Here is a 14,128-nt window from a genome sequence, read left to right on the forward strand (position 1 = left end):
GAAATTCAGTCAAAGGAATAAGAATTCGATGCCGCCGTCCAATGTCTCCAAGCTGAACAGCGTTTTGCTGATTGTCCTAGGCACAGTGATTTTATTAGTTGGCCTGTTCATGCTGGGGGGTGGAGGCTATCTCATCACGCTTGGCGGCTCTTGGTATTTCACGCTTGCCGGGTTGGGGCTTACCCTCAGCGGGGCCTTCGTAATACAGCGCCGCCTGATCGGTGCACTGCTCTATCTTATAGTGTTCGCGGCATCGATCATTTGGTCGCTTTGGGATGTAGGGTTCGCCTTCTGGCCGCTGTTTTCGCGCCTGTTCGCGCTGGCGGTACTCGCTGTCGTCGTGCTTGTAGCGATGCCACACTTTCATGGTCATGGACAGCACGCGTCTGCTCCGCTTGCCTATACGGGTGCTGCGATAGTCGCTCTCGGCTTGGCCGTGACTTTCTACGCCGCCTTGCAGCCACAGCCGATACAAACGGCCGATAGCGCTTCTGCGCCTATAGCTGGCAAGGCAGTTGGGACAGTCGAGTTTGCCACCGATTGGCGCTATTTCGGGCATACACCTTCCGGGACTCGGCACGCTCTGGCGAACAAGATTACCCCGAGCAACGTCGCGGACCTTAAGGTGGCCTGGACTTACCGGACCGGCGAAATTCCAAAAGGGAGCCAAGGGCACGTAGTGACACCGCTTCACGTCAACGGCGTCCTTTATGGCTGCACTCAATCCAGCCAGTTGTTCGCACTGGATGCCGACTCGGGCAAGGAGATCTGGCACCACGATTCGAAGGCACAGGCCAACAATGTCTACCCCAGATGTCGAGGCGTGGGTTACCACGACGGGGCGCCTGAGTTTTCATCAGCATCGTGGCAAACACCCACGGCAGCGTGTACGCGTCGAATCATTGCCACTACCGTCGATGCCCGCTTGATTGCTGTCGATGCGCAGACAGGCCAGTCATGTGTGGACTTCGGTGAAGGTGGCAGCGTGAGTCTGCGCATCGGCATGGGCAGTCCTGAACAGGACCTCTATTTCCCTACTGCTGCACCGACCGTAGTACGAGATCTGGTCGTCGTGGGTGGTCTCGTTTGGGACAATCAGACAACGGGCGAACCCTCCGGTGTCGTCCGCGCCTTCAATGTGCATACAGGGGCTTTGGTCTGGGCATGGGACTTGGGAAATCCGGCTATTACCCGAGAGCCGCCTCCGGGGCAAAGCTACACGGCTGGCACGCCTAATGTGTGGTCGACGCCAGCCTTCGATGACGCGCTGGGTCTGATTTACTTGCCGACCGGGAATGCGACCCCGGATTTTTGGGGTGGTCATCGCTCAGAGGCGGACGACCGCTATTCGTCGTCCATCGTTGCGCTGGATATTGCTACCGGACGCGAGCGGTGGCGTTTCCAGACCGTTCATCACGACCGTTGGGACTATGACGTGCCTTCGCAGCCAGCACTGTACGACGTCCCTGATGGTCACGGAGGGCCCCTGCCTGCTCTAATCCAGACCACCAAGCGTGGCCAGATTTTCATGCTTGATCGACGTAGCGGAGCACCCCTCGCGAAAGTCGAAGAGCACCCCGTTCCCCAAGGGGGCGTTGCAGATGATCGAAGCTCTCCGACCCAGCCCTATTCTGTGGGTATGCCGGCCATAGGCACAGAACCACTGAGTGAAAAACGGATGTGGGGGCTAACGCCACTCGATCAGTTGATCTGCCGGATCGATTTTCGTAAAGCCCGGTATGAAGGTGAGTTCACGCCGCCAAGCGAACGACTGACGATTCAGTATCCCAGTTGGCTTGGAGGTATGAACTGGGGCTCCGTTTCCATTGCCGAGAACCTCGGCTACATGATCGTTAACGACACACGTATTGCGATTTGGAACCGAATGATTCCACGCGCTGCCTACGATGAGAAGACCCTTAGCGGCGGTGGTCACGAAGGCAACGCGCCTCAGGTGGGAACACCATGGGGTATCGAGCAGGGACGTTTCCTTTCACCGCTGGGCATTCCATGTCAGGAGCCGCCGTATGGAACCATCAGCGCTATCGACTTGACCACCCGCAAAGTCGCTTGGTCGGCACCGCTCGGCACCACCGAGCAAACGGGGCCGTTCGGTATTGCCACACACTTGCCTATGCCTATTGGCATGCCGACACGTGGAGGCCCCATCACCACCTCCAGCGGTTTAGTGTTTATGGCTGGAACCCAAGACTTCTACATTCGTGCGCTGGATGTCCGCACTGGCAAGGAGTTATGGAAGGGACGATTGCCGGTTGGAGCTGAAGCGACGCCCATGACTTACGTGTCGCCGAAAACCGGAAGACAGTTCGTAGTCATAAGCGCTGGTGGTAACTCGGCAACGACCCGGAAAGGCGACTACGTTGTTGCGTATGCGCTACCCGAATAGCAAGTTTTGGCGTCATTGTTCGGCGAGGTATCTGATATCCGTGGGGCTGATCCCGACCGCGTAATTGCAACCTTTTGGAATTCTAGAGGAAACTATGGAACTTAAACGTGCAGGTTCTCAACCATCTGTTAAAGGTCCCGAAGAGTGGTTCACTGGAACCGTTCGGATCGACCCGCTCAACTTCCCACCTGAGCCAGCGCGTGTCTCGGTAGCGAGTGTGACCTTTGACGCTTGGCATACTCACCCATTAGGCCAGACGCTCATCGTCACCTCAGGGTGCGGTTGGACCCAATGTGAGGGCGAGCCAATCGTTGAAATTCGGGCGGGCGACGTCATCTGGTGTCCACCGGGACATAAGCATTGGCACGGTGCGTCCATGACCACCTCGATGACGCATATTGCCGTGCAAGAAGCACTGAATGGCAAGAATGTTGAGTGGCTGGAAAAGGTCACCGATGAACAATATCAGGGCGGTCCAGGTGCAAGCGTTGCCCTGCCTCACAATCATTGACAACTTGAGGGCTGACCGGAGGAAAGGTGTTGTGGGTGCCGCCTGTCAGCGGGGCTTCCGGCCACTCTAGTCGGCCAGAGGAGTGGAGCTCATTTGGCGTGATACCTCACCGCATCCACGAACGCGGTGAAGGCGGATGATGCTTGTCGCCGGTTCGGGTAATAAAGGTGAAAGCCCTGGAAGTAGGGGCACCACTCCGGCATCACTTCTTGTAGCCTGCCATCAGCGAGATAAGGCTTTGCCATGAAGTCGGGAACATAGGCCAGCCCAATACCGTCAAGGGCACCGTTGACGACATGAATCATGCTGTTGGCGGTCAGTTGGCCAGTCACACGAATATTGAGCTTACGGTCACCATTCTCGAATTCCCACGCATAGCATCCGCCGTCCATCGTGTGACGGATGTTAATGCAATTATGCTGGGTTAAATCCTGCGGGATGACGGGAGCTGTGTGGCGAGCGAAGTATGCCGGTGCTCCCACCACAACCAAGCGCCAGTCCGGACTGACTCGAACAGCGATCATGTCTTTGCTGATCGATTCGCCCAAGCGTATGCCTGCATCGAAACGGTCGGTCACGATATTGGTGAAGCCGTAGTCGATGCTGATTTCCACAGTGACGTCGGGATACTGCTCAAGAAAGCCTGTAAGCATGGGTCTGATGATGCTTTCAGCGGCATCGTCCGAGCAAGTCACTCGAATCCTTCCCGCTGGCTTATCTCGCAGCTCACCGAGCATTTCGACCTCGGCAGTGATTTGGTCGAACAGCGGCCCAATCGAGAGCATCAACTTTTCGCCTGCTTCGGTCGGCGCCACGTTTCTCGTAGTTCGCGCAAGCAGGCGCACACCCAAGCGCGCCTCCAGCCCTCTGATGGTGTGACTCAGGGCTGAGGGTGTGACGCCCAGCTTTGCAGCAGCCTTCGTGAAACTTTGATCACGGGCAACAGCGAGAAAGGCTTGCAGATCGTTGATCTTGGGCGCGCTCATTGCTGATTTTTTCTCATTACTACATGAAAATTATGGTGGCTAATCACGGTAATGGTTTCACCTTAAGCTGTCATTCAAATTCGGAACCCACCTGTCACCCACTGAAGCCGCACGGTCCACACCCTAGCTGAAGTGGATGCAGATCCATCAGGTAAAAGATATATGAGCACATTTGATGCCACGCTTGGGCGAGCAACAGCCGCTTCACATCCACCCGCATGGGGCGCCGTTTTTTCAATGGCGCTGTGCGTTGTTGTTCTGATCGCCTCAGAGTTCATGCCAGTCAGCCTCCTTACACCAATTGCTCAGGATCTTGGTATCAGCCAAGGCCAGGCTGGCCAAGCTATTTCGATCTCGGGTTTTTTCGCAGTACTCACCAGTTTGCTGAACACACCGCTGACAGGACGATTTGATCGGAAAAAGGTACTGCTCGGCTTCAGTCTGCTTCTGACAGTCTCGGGGTTAATCGTCACCTTTGCGCACAACGGATTGATGTTCATGACCGGGCGGGCGTTGTTGGGGGTAGCCATCGGTGGCTTCTGGTCGATGTCCACAGCAACAGTCATGAAGCTCGTCCCTAAAAATTCCGTCGCGAAGGGATTAGCGCTCATCAACGGCGGCAACGCATTAGCCGCTACCGTTGCTGCTCCGTTGGGCAGTTTTCTGGGTCAATACATTGGATGGAGAGGTTCCTTTTTCCTGGTAGTTCCATTGGCAGTCCTGGCGTTTGCCTGGCAGTGGGCAAGTATTCCAGCTATGCGTAGCGAGTCTAGCGTCCGGTCCAGCAACCCGTTCCGACTGCTGGGTAACTCCCAGGTCGCAATTGGGATGCTCGCAATCATGCTGTTGTTCATGGGCCAGTTTGCCGTCTTCACCTACCTGCGCCCATTTCTTGAAACGGTCACGCAGGTGAGCGTGACCACTCTGTCTCTCATGTTGCTGCTACTGGGTGTTTTCGGGGTCATCGGCACCTACTTGATTGGGTCGCTCCTGCAACACCGCATGTATGCATACCTGATCGGGATTCCGTTATCGATGGCACTGGTTGCAGCGGTTTTGATCGCCATGGGCAGTTCGACCTTGGCAGTCGGATTCCTGCTTGCCGCTTGGGGGCTGGTCGCTACACCCGCGCCGGTAGCATGGGGGCTTTGGTTGAGCAAAATACTGCCGGATGATGCTGAGGCAGGCGGCGGCCTGATGGTAGCGACGATCCAGATGGCAATCACCTTAGGGGCAGGCTTGGGCGGATTTATGTTCGACACCCTGGGCTGGTGGAGTCCATTTGCATTCGGTGTTGCTGCTCTAGCTGGCTCCGCAGCATTTGCCTGGGCCGCCCTTCGGAACGCTCACCCATAAAACAATCAGGGCATTTGAATTTACAGGTCGCTGGATATAGCGGCCTGGCTATTTGGCTATCTCTTGAATCCGTGACAAAGGTCGGCGCACTCCGCGGTTCTGATGGCTCCTGGAACCCAGCGCAGAGCCCCGCCGAATTGACCCAGGCTGTGCATGACAACCTGCGTAATCTTGGTGTGGACGTACTGGATGTGGTGAACTTTCGGGCAATGGGCAACCAGCAATCGCCCGCCGAGGGGGCCATCGAGGAATCATTTACCGCACTTGTAGAATTACAACGCCAGGGGCTTATTCGCCAATTGGGCGTAAGCAATGTCACGCCTTCGCAGGTCAAGCAAGCGCAGGGGATCGCTGACATCGTCTGCGTGCAGAATCACTACAATCTGTCTCACCGTGAAGACGAGACACTTATTTCTGAGTTGGGTCAGCAGGGCATTGCTTATGTGCCGTTCTTTCCTCTAGGTGGTTTCACGCCGTTGCAGTCGCCAGTGCTCTCGAACGTAGCGACGCGCATGGGAGCTTCACCTCTGTGCGTGGCGCTGGCGTGGCTGCTGCAACGTGCTCCTAATATCTTGCTGATTCCTGGTACTTCCTCGGTGGCACACTTTCGAGAGAATCTCACCGCGAGTGAATTGGTCATCGCGCCTGACATGCTGGCCGAGTTGGAGGCGCTGGAATAGCGGACGGAGCGTCCAGGGCTGATTAGTTGGAGCTTTTACTAAGCAGCCCGGTAAGCGCCAGCGAATGGCTCGCGATCGCCGTGAGACATAACGCTGACTGATGTCTAATCCAGTATTTTGCTCATAGTGTCGATCGGGATTGCGCCATGGTCGGATAGTCCGTGTAACCGCGCTCCTCACCTTGGTAGAACGTCGTTGGGTCTGCTTCGTTCAAGGACTCGCCGTGTTTGAATCGCTCCACCAAATCCGGGTTGGCCAGGAACCCGGTGCCAAACGACACCAGATCCGCATCGCCTAAGCTGAGCGCCGTTGCGGCTCGCTCTGCGTCATAGCCACCATTGGCGATGTAGGTGCCACCGAAACGACGCTTTAATTCCCTGAAGTCGAATGGCCCTGCACCGAGTTCAACCACGTGAAGGTAGGCCAACCCATAGCGACTGAGCATCTTCGCCGCGTAGTTGAAAGTTGCTTGGGGATTGCTGTCGTTCATGGAGAAATAATTGAAGATTGGCGACAGGCGAATGCCTACGCGGCTGGCCCCGAAGACCTCGATGACGGACTCGACTACCTCCTTGAGAAATCGAGCGCGATTCTCTACAGATCCGCCATAGGTATCGGTTCGAGTATTAGTGCCATCGCGCAGGAACTGGTCGATCAAATATCCGTTTGCACCATGGATTTCAACCCCGTCGAATCCAGCACGTTTTGCGTTTTCAGCACCTTGGCGAAAATCAGCGATCACGTCGGGAATCTCACCGAGATTCAGAGCCCGTGGCAATTCATAAGGCTTCAGTCCCTCAGACGTGTAAATCTCGCCATCAGCCTTGATCGCTGAAGGGGCTACCGGCAGTTCGTTATTGATCTGTACCAATGGATGTGAGAGCCGTCCGACATGCCAGAGTTGCAGGAATATCCGTCCACCTTCTGCATGAACAGCGTCGGTCACTTGTCTCCAGCCCGCGATTTGTTCGGAGGTGAAGATGCCCGGCGTTCTCATATAGCCTTTGCCTTGTGCCGAGACCTGAGAACCCTCGGTGATGATGAGGCCGGCACCGGCACGTTGCCGGTAATACTCAACCACGGTGGGCGTCGGAGCATCACCTTCACCGGCGCGGCTTCGCGTCAAAGGCGCCATGACCATGTGGTTTTTCAGAGGGAGGGAGCCGATGTGTGCAGGGGACAAAAGCAGGTCGAGATTGTTCGTGGTCATGATGTATCTCAGTAGGTTGAGGATTGATAATTCGGGATTGGTGGGTTGTTTAGCGGGGAGTCGTATCGACTGAAGGCGCGCCTCAGGGGCTAGCTCAGTCGTCCCTCCTGCCGCAGGCGTTCGCCGATGCGCTGAATCTCAGTTTCGCCCTGTGCCAGAGCTGCCCTGCTCGTGTGTACCGAGTAGTAGCCCGTCACCAGTTCGTGCGGATGCTTCACTGCTGAGCCCAGTACGAATGAGCATTCGCCTTGAGCCACGAAATCGATGTATTGCTCGGACTCCTCGAATACGGCGAGTTCGCCGGCATTAATCAGTCCCCCTGTGTCCAGCCGTCCTGCCTCAACCGCGAGCCAGGCAACGGTGTGTCCGGACGGCGGGGTATACCGCCAGCGCTCGCCGTCTTTCAAATTCACGGCGAGATAGTTCATGTCACTCGGCGCTTCAATCAGGCTCTGCGCATCACCGTAGTGGCCCAGGAGCACGCGCGCCGGGCCTGATTGCGGAACTTGGGAGGGCGCAAGATAGACACTCAGCGCGGGGGCGTTTTCCAACGACGGCGGTAGTGCCACCCAGAGCTGGAATCCCTGCATTGAGGACTCGTTGGCTAGCGTAGCGTCGTGCCACACCCCGTTGCCGGCGCGCATCCACTCAACACCACCGGCAAGCAATACACCTGCCGCGCCAGTGGTGTCTTCATAGGCGACGTCGCCTTTGGTCATGAAGGTAGCCGTCGCGATCCCTGAGTGCGGGTGCATGCCGAAATTGGACTTACCGCGACTGGCGTTCAAACTGAAAATATCAAGGAAAATGAAAGGCTTCAAAAGCTCGCCCAGATCGCCCGGGCTCATAAGCCGCGTTATAGGGCCATGGCTGCTGCCTTTAGTGCGATGGACAATGGCGCGTTGTAGAACAGCGACGGTGGCGGTCATAAATTTTCTCTCGGGGTTTTGAGCGCCTGGGCCCACCAGACAATGTCATCGAGCAGCGCTTTGGCTGCCCGGGCCAGATGCGGGTAATCGTTGAAGTTCTTTCCCTGTTGCCAGATGCCGATGAATTCAGCGATGCCGATGTGCACCGCATTGCGTACCGGGGCCATTTGCAGCTCAATGGCCACCAGCTGCAGTTGTTCGATGGCGCGACCAGTACCGCCATAACCAACGAAGCCGATCGGTTTACGGCCGAGCTTCTGGTCGGCGATGTCGAAGGCTATTTTCAGCTCGGCGCTAGTACCTTGGTCGTACTCCGGTGTGACCACGATCAGGCCGTCGATCGGTGCGAGCCTGTCGGCCCAGCGTTGTCCCGCACGGCTTTGGTCTGCTGAGAATGCCGATTGCGGATCGCCGAAGAGGGGCTGCGAGTGATCGCTCAGATCGCTCAATTCGATGGCGAGATCCTTGCGCTGTTTTGCTATCTCGTGGATCCAGAGCTCGTGTTTTTCACCGAAGCGAGCTTCACGGGACGAACCGATGACGATGCCGATTAGTGGGAGAGGTGAGGTCATAGGTTGTTCCAGCAGTTGGGCGAGAGCACGAGACACCAATGACTAGCTTGCTGCGCTGAACTGGGACACCGGGTGCCATTGGCCAACGCCGATGGCATCGAACACTTGAACCATTTGCGGCGCGCCGGCCAGCTTTGCGATGCCAGCCGCAGCGAACGCCAGTGCCAAAAGAGCACGGACACCCCAAACGATTCGACGGTGTACTGGGGAAAGAGACGTGGACGTAGCCATAGTTGCGCGGCCTTGGTTTGGGTTGTGCAGTAGAGGGTCGACTGCAGCTATGCCTAAAGGATATGCGCCTATTAATTGCTTTATTAGATGGCATAATTGGATTGAACTAATCCATTTAACGAAGTGGTGGCGATAAGATGATTGACCTGAATGACATCGCCTTGTTTGTACAAGTGGTACGCAACGGCAGCTTTGCCGAAGCGGCGCGGCAGCTTGGAATGCCGCCCAACACCTTAAGCAGACGCGTTCAACAACTCGAGGCGCAGCTCGGCACACGGCTGCTGCAGCGCTCCACGCGCAAGCTCACACTTACCCATTCAGGTCAGGCTTTTCATGACCGGTGCTCTGGCGCGGTAGAAGGCCTGATCGATGCCGGACAGCAATTAATGACGGGAAACCAGGAGCCGAGTGGCATCGTGCGCATTGCGGCGATGGCTGATTTCTTCGACTTCTTCCCTATGGAATGGGTGGCCGATTTTCTAGCCATGCACCCACGGGTGCAGCTTGACTTTGTACTCAGTGATGCACGTGCCGATTTGATCGCTGATCGGATCGACATCGCGTTTCGAGGGGGCACTTTGCAGGATTCGGGATACGTCGGTCGCCAACTCATTGGCGCAGGCAATGAAGGTTTGGTCGCCAGCCCCAAGTACCTCAATAACCGAGGTGTGCCCGCTACGCTAGAAGATCTGGTCAATCACGACTGTGTGAGTTTCGGTCATCCTAGCGGCGTCACCACGTGGCGTCTTAACGGGCCAAACGGTGTTGAGGAAGACGTGCAGATTACCAGCCGTTTCAATGGAAACACGGCTCAGGCATTGCGTAAGGCCACGGTGGCTGGCTTGGGCATTGCGTTGCTGCCGCCCACGATAGTTAATTTCGATCTTCAGGCTGGCCGCCTTGTGCCTGTGCTACCGCATTACCATCGCACTGGATACGGCCTGCATGTGCTTTATCCCAGTCGGCAACATTTGCCGTTGGCGGTATCAGCCTTTATTGGACTGGTGATGGAGAAGCTAAAAGTGGAAGCATTCCCGGCAAGGGTTTTACCTGAGCAGGTTTGACACGGTATTTGGGCGTATGACTTTCACACAGCGGGACGGGTAGTAATTTCCTCCACCGTTAGTCGCGTCATCTGTATTTACGGACCGATATTCGACCGGCCAAATTGCCATCCTCCCTGAGGAGCCGGCCGTTAGGTTTTTTATGCGCTGTATTGTAATGGGCCGGCGAACACACCTTCTAAGCCAAGCCTGTAAGGGGGATTGTGTCCGCGTATTTTTAGGATCGAGGGATGCCTGGGTGTGGGCTCACGGGTTCGGGTAGGTGTAGGGCGAATAGCGCGCAATGTTATCCGCCGGATGGGGTGGCGGATAACGCGTTCCGCTTTAGATGGCCAAGATAGGGACTAGGCCAGTTCCAGCCGCCCGGACTTCATGGTTTCCACAAGACTGTGCAACCAATCTTCTAGCGTTGGGGCAACCACTTCGCGTCGTGGGTCGTCGTGCCAGAAGTCGATAATCTCACTTGGTTTTTCAGACACTATATCGATACAGAGATGATCGCCGCCAAAGCTCTGCGTAAATGGTACCCACTGCCGTTTCCACCATTCTGGGTCTTCGAAGTCAGAACCAATCATTCCGTCGAGCTCCAGCTTGCTGCTCAGGCTGTCTTCGACAGAGATGAACATGTGATTGGTAAATAGCGCTTCCTCGGTACTCCCATTCTTCCATAACCAGAGCGCCCGGAGGTCTGCTGGGAGTGTGATGCCAGTTCGGCGCTCGTAGTCGTCCAATGCAGCAACTGACACACCAGTAGCAAGTGTTGCGTAATAGGCTGGCCGGTGCTGTTGCAACCAACCGTCCATGCGGGTGATGAGATCCTGCATGTAAAAGATTCCTATGATTGTTCGGTAGGAGGACTCGAGGCCGGAGATTGCAAGGTCGCTATGCGTACGTACGCACTTGCTATTGGCCCATCTGGCGTCGCCTTACTATGAAGTAAATCTAGCTCGACGACCGTAAGCGTAGGATTGAGTCACTTTGCGTGACTCAAGCGGGTATCCACTGATGCGGCAGCAACTGATCAATCTCACTGGCCCGCTGCATCGGCAGCCGCGTTAGCACATCTTCGTTGCGCTGTGCTCTGACCGTGAAATTCAGATCATTGCTGAAGGTTTATTGCTCTGCCGTTCATCCAGTATTGGGCACTTGCTTGTCTGTGCAGCCTCTCAAGTTCATACGCGGATATTCCGCGCGTCAGAACGGAGAGCGATCATGGAGATTGATGAAAATGCGCCCGGAAACATTTCTCAGAAGGGCGTAACCAGCAGTACGGACAACGAAACAGGCCATGATCCTAAGCGTAATGAGCCTGAAGTACCTTTGCCTGCGGACGAAGAAGCACCTATCGATGAGGAAATGGCGGACGTGGATGCCACAAACTCAGTGGCAACCGAACATCCCACCCCTTAACGATTTTCTACCCATTATTGAGCTCGGCCACTGTGCCGGGCTTTTTCGTTTTCGGCTCTGCCACGCCCATCGCTCTGAGCCGGGAATGCTGCTGGAGCTGATTCAAATTCAGTCATGCCAACGGATTCGAGCGCATGGAGTATTTGCGCGCCTGCTCGACAAGATCGACACCTTATCAATCGTACCGTCAACGCGGTGGACATCTGGGCGCTCAACGCTCCTGCGAAAAAATTCATTCAGGTCACTCCTGTGAAAAGGCACCAACCCTATCGCCGGTTTGCGCCTGTATGAACCGTATACGGGCTGAAATTCTTATCAGCGGAGCAGCCCCTGCGATTGCTTTTTCACGCTTATCAACAAGCTGTTGGTTAACAGGCGATGGAGCGAAATTCAAGCCTGGAAAGATGAACATACGTTCACACAAGCGCGGCCGTAGGCGTCTACCCTCGAGTTTCCGACATTGTGAATACAGGAGTAACCCACCATGTTCTCGCACGAAAGCATCCCGCTTATTTTGCTCTTCCTCATCATGCTGCTTTGCGTGCTTGGAGCCGTTCTTCACCCCATACAAGCTTTCTGGAGTTGGGTTAAAAGGCGAAAGAGTAGATCCTCGCTCGAACGCACAAAGCCAGTGAGGAAGCTTATTCGCGCTGAGTGATTTTCCAAAGAGGCCCGGCATAGTCCGGGCTTTTTGTTGCCTGTACGAATCCCCGGTAAAGCCCCTCTAGACACTAAATCCTTGACTGGAGACCGGGTGAATTGTCACTGGTCTGGGGGCGGTCTGTTTTCGCTGTCAGTGATTGATTGGAGCTCACTGGTCAGCACTTGGCAGCAATGTCTCAATGAGCTGATGAAGTTGTCGACCAGCGGCGAGTAGGGGCGATGCTGCGGGCGAACAACACTGACGGTGTACGGAATGGACAGTGACAGCCCGCGAATTTTCAGCCCAAGTTTGGCGTAGGCCATTGCTGTGAGCGGGTTGATGATCGCGATACCGACCCCCAAGGCTACCGTCGCGCAGACGGCTGCTGCGCTGTGTGTTTCAACCGCCAACTGTCTGTTGATCCCGAGGTTGTCGAAAAAAAGTCGATCTTGTTGCGATAGGGGTCATTGGTCGCCAGGGAAATAAAGTGTTCGCCTTCAAAGTCCTCGGGGAAGAGGACGGTTTTTGCACACAGCCGGTGGTCGGTGGGCAGGATGCAGACAATATCCGACGTGAAGATCGTCTCCAGATCTGTGCGGCGGGGGGCAACAGTGTCCTCGATAAGCCCCACATCAAAGCGCTGCGAAGAAAGCCACTCGTTGAGCAGCGGAGAGTCCTGGGGAGTGATGCTGACTCCCACGCCGGGGTATTGATCCAGGAAATGTTTGCAGACCGCAGGCGCCACGGCCTGGGAGAACGCCGGCAGACAAACGATGGTTATTTGTCCGTGCTTGTACTGGCGTATGGCGTCGGCCGCTTTGGCGATCCGCTCCAGGCCGAAATAGGCTCTTTTGACTTCATCGAAGAGCATGAGCGCTTGTTCGGTCGGGATCAGTTTGGCATTGGCGCGTTTGAACAAAGTCAACTGGGTCACCGACTCAAGCCTGCCCAGTTCTCGACTGATTGTCGGCTGTGAGGTCCGCAGCAGGGCCGCGGCGGCCGTCGCGCTACCTGCCGTCATGACCGCTCAGAATATCTCGATATGCCTGAAATTCAGCGTCGCCATGGCGATCCTTGCCTCGGTGATGGGAAGAATTTAACCATATCAGATATGAATCGACTCAACGAAAAATGATATTTTTAATCTGGGTATACGTTGCGGATAATAGCCAGCAAGTAAGGGAAATGGACGGCATTAAAACAGTCAAGCCTGGTGCTAAAAGTTTCACGTTGGTTAAGTAATCCTTCTGTTGTTTGATTAGTACGTCTGGAAGTTACTGTGGACAATGAATCGTTTTGGCTTGTTTTTTTATTTTCGGCACTCCTGTTGAATATTTCTCCAGGGCCCGACCTGCTTTACATCTTGTCGAGGACGCTATCCTCAGGAAAAAAAGTCGGTATCGCCTCGGCGCTGGGGGTCTGTAGCGGTGCCTTTGTCCATGTGATTCTGGCGGCCTGCGGTATCAGTGCTTTAATTGCCGCTTCGGAAAATACCTTCGATGCTCTCAAGTATGCCGGGGCTGCTTATTTGTTCTATCTGGGCGTGAAAAGTTTTCTGCCCTCCACGGCGACCGCACATGATCAGGACAACTCGCAGGTCAAGCAATACGGTGTGTGGCAAGCGTATAAGCAGGGCATTCTGATCGATGTGTTTAACCCGAAAGTTGCTTTGTTCTTTCTGGCGTTCCTGCCTCAGTTCGTTCAGCCGTCGATGGGTGCTCCCGCGCTACAGATCTTTGTATTGGGCAGTCTGGTCATCCTGGTTGCCATCGTTGTTGAAGTTTCGTTCGTCCTGGTGGCAGCCAAAGCCACTGAAAGGCTTCGCACCCACCCCAATGCAAGTCAGTGGCTCGATCGAGTCATGGGCGCGGTGTTGATCGGGCTGAGCATACGTTTGGCCACCACCGTCAGCTTGTGATCCGTGTATCAGCAAGCCTGGAATAGTTTGCAAATAAACGGATTGATTTATGTCTGGCGCTCCCGTGAGTACTCTCATTGGCGGCCCGGTGCTCGTTCGATGATCAGACTGCAGCGTCAGCAGTCGAACTGGATGAGCATGCCCGGTCGAACGGCATCAATGGCTACGGCTATACGAAATACCGTCAGCGACTGGGTCTGACTCAGTACCA

Annotated in this window: 11 protein-coding genes and 2 pseudogenes; 7 read left to right on the top strand and 6 right to left on the bottom strand. The window is 55.4% G+C overall.

All coding sequences use genetic code 11. From position 1 onward, the window contains the following. Positions 1-28 precede the first annotated feature (28 nt). Both ACA071_RS11460 and ACA071_RS11465 read left to right on the top strand, forming a co-directional pair. Complete coding sequence (locus ACA071_RS11460) at positions 29-2,407, top strand: membrane-bound PQQ-dependent dehydrogenase, glucose/quinate/shikimate family (RefSeq protein WP_497644393.1); 2,379 nt, start codon at positions 29-31, stop codon at positions 2,405-2,407. 94 nt (positions 2,408-2,501) lie between these two features. Then, positions 2,502-2,918, top strand: a complete 417-nt coding sequence (locus ACA071_RS11465; RefSeq protein ID WP_497644394.1) for a (R)-mandelonitrile lyase — start codon at positions 2,502-2,504, stop codon at positions 2,916-2,918. A gap of 89 nt (positions 2,919-3,007) precedes the next feature. On the opposite strand, the gene ACA071_RS11470 is transcribed toward ACA071_RS11465, so the two are convergent. Next, entirely contained in the window at positions 3,008-3,904 is an 897-nt protein-coding gene (locus tag ACA071_RS11470; protein ID WP_497644395.1) for a LysR family transcriptional regulator, read from the bottom strand. 162 nt (positions 3,905-4,066) lie between these two features. Between ACA071_RS11470 and ACA071_RS11475 the strand changes: the two genes are divergently transcribed. Together ACA071_RS11475 and ACA071_RS11480 are read left to right on the top strand one after the other, a co-directional pair. Beyond that, positions 4,067-5,260: an MFS transporter gene (locus ACA071_RS11475; RefSeq protein ID WP_497644396.1), complete on the top strand. Its 1,194-nt coding sequence runs from the start codon at positions 4,067-4,069 to the stop codon at positions 5,258-5,260. 71 nt (positions 5,261-5,331) lie between these two features. Continuing rightward, positions 5,332-5,940: pseudogene (locus ACA071_RS11480) on the top strand (oxidoreductase); the annotation flags it as partial. A 121-nt stretch (positions 5,941-6,061) separates the two neighbouring features. Here the strand turns inward: ACA071_RS11480 and ACA071_RS11485 are convergent. From ACA071_RS11485 to ACA071_RS11495, 3 genes are all read right to left on the bottom strand, one after another. Further along, entirely contained in the window at positions 6,062-7,150 is a 1,089-nt protein-coding gene (locus ACA071_RS11485; RefSeq protein ID WP_497644397.1) for an alkene reductase, read from the bottom strand. A gap of 89 nt (positions 7,151-7,239) precedes the next feature. After that, positions 7,240-8,079 (bottom strand): pirin family protein, encoded by an 840-nt coding sequence (locus ACA071_RS11490; RefSeq protein ID WP_497644398.1) that lies wholly within the window; start codon positions 8,077-8,079, stop codon positions 7,240-7,242. Beyond that, positions 8,076-8,651, bottom strand: coding sequence for an NADPH-dependent FMN reductase (locus tag ACA071_RS11495; protein ID WP_497644399.1), 576 nt, complete (start codon positions 8,649-8,651; stop codon positions 8,076-8,078). The genes ACA071_RS11490 and ACA071_RS11495 overlap by 4 nt, the downstream gene beginning before the upstream one ends. Before the next feature lie 368 nt (positions 8,652-9,019). Here ACA071_RS11495 and ACA071_RS11500 point away from each other — a divergent pair, with 368 nt between their 5' ends. Next, positions 9,020-9,946: a LysR family transcriptional regulator gene (locus tag ACA071_RS11500; RefSeq protein ID WP_497644400.1), complete on the top strand. Its 927-nt coding sequence runs from the start codon at positions 9,020-9,022 to the stop codon at positions 9,944-9,946. Between the two features lie 344 nt (positions 9,947-10,290). Here ACA071_RS11500 and ACA071_RS11505 read toward each other — a convergent pair whose 3' ends face one another. Then, positions 10,291-10,770: an SMI1/KNR4 family protein gene (locus tag ACA071_RS11505; protein WP_497644401.1), complete on the bottom strand. Its 480-nt coding sequence runs from the start codon at positions 10,768-10,770 to the stop codon at positions 10,291-10,293. 388 nt (positions 10,771-11,158) lie between these two features. Between ACA071_RS11505 and ACA071_RS11510 the strand changes: the two genes are divergently transcribed. Continuing rightward, on the top strand, positions 11,159-11,356 hold the full coding sequence (locus tag ACA071_RS11510; RefSeq protein WP_497644402.1) for a hypothetical protein: 198 nt from the start codon (positions 11,159-11,161) through the stop codon (positions 11,354-11,356). 762 nt (positions 11,357-12,118) lie between these two features. Here ACA071_RS11510 and ACA071_RS11515 read toward each other — a convergent pair. Beyond that, positions 12,119-13,020: pseudogene (locus ACA071_RS11515) on the bottom strand (LysR family transcriptional regulator). 258 nt (positions 13,021-13,278) lie between these two features. Here ACA071_RS11515 and ACA071_RS11520 point away from each other — a divergent pair. Further along, a complete protein-coding gene (locus ACA071_RS11520) occupies positions 13,279-13,917 on the top strand; it encodes a LysE family translocator (protein ID WP_497644403.1) in 639 nt (212 codons plus the stop codon). The last annotated feature ends 211 nt before the right edge of the window (positions 13,918-14,128 follow it).

The sequence above is a fragment of the Pseudomonas sp. LBUM1646 genome, from assembly GCF_059716165.1.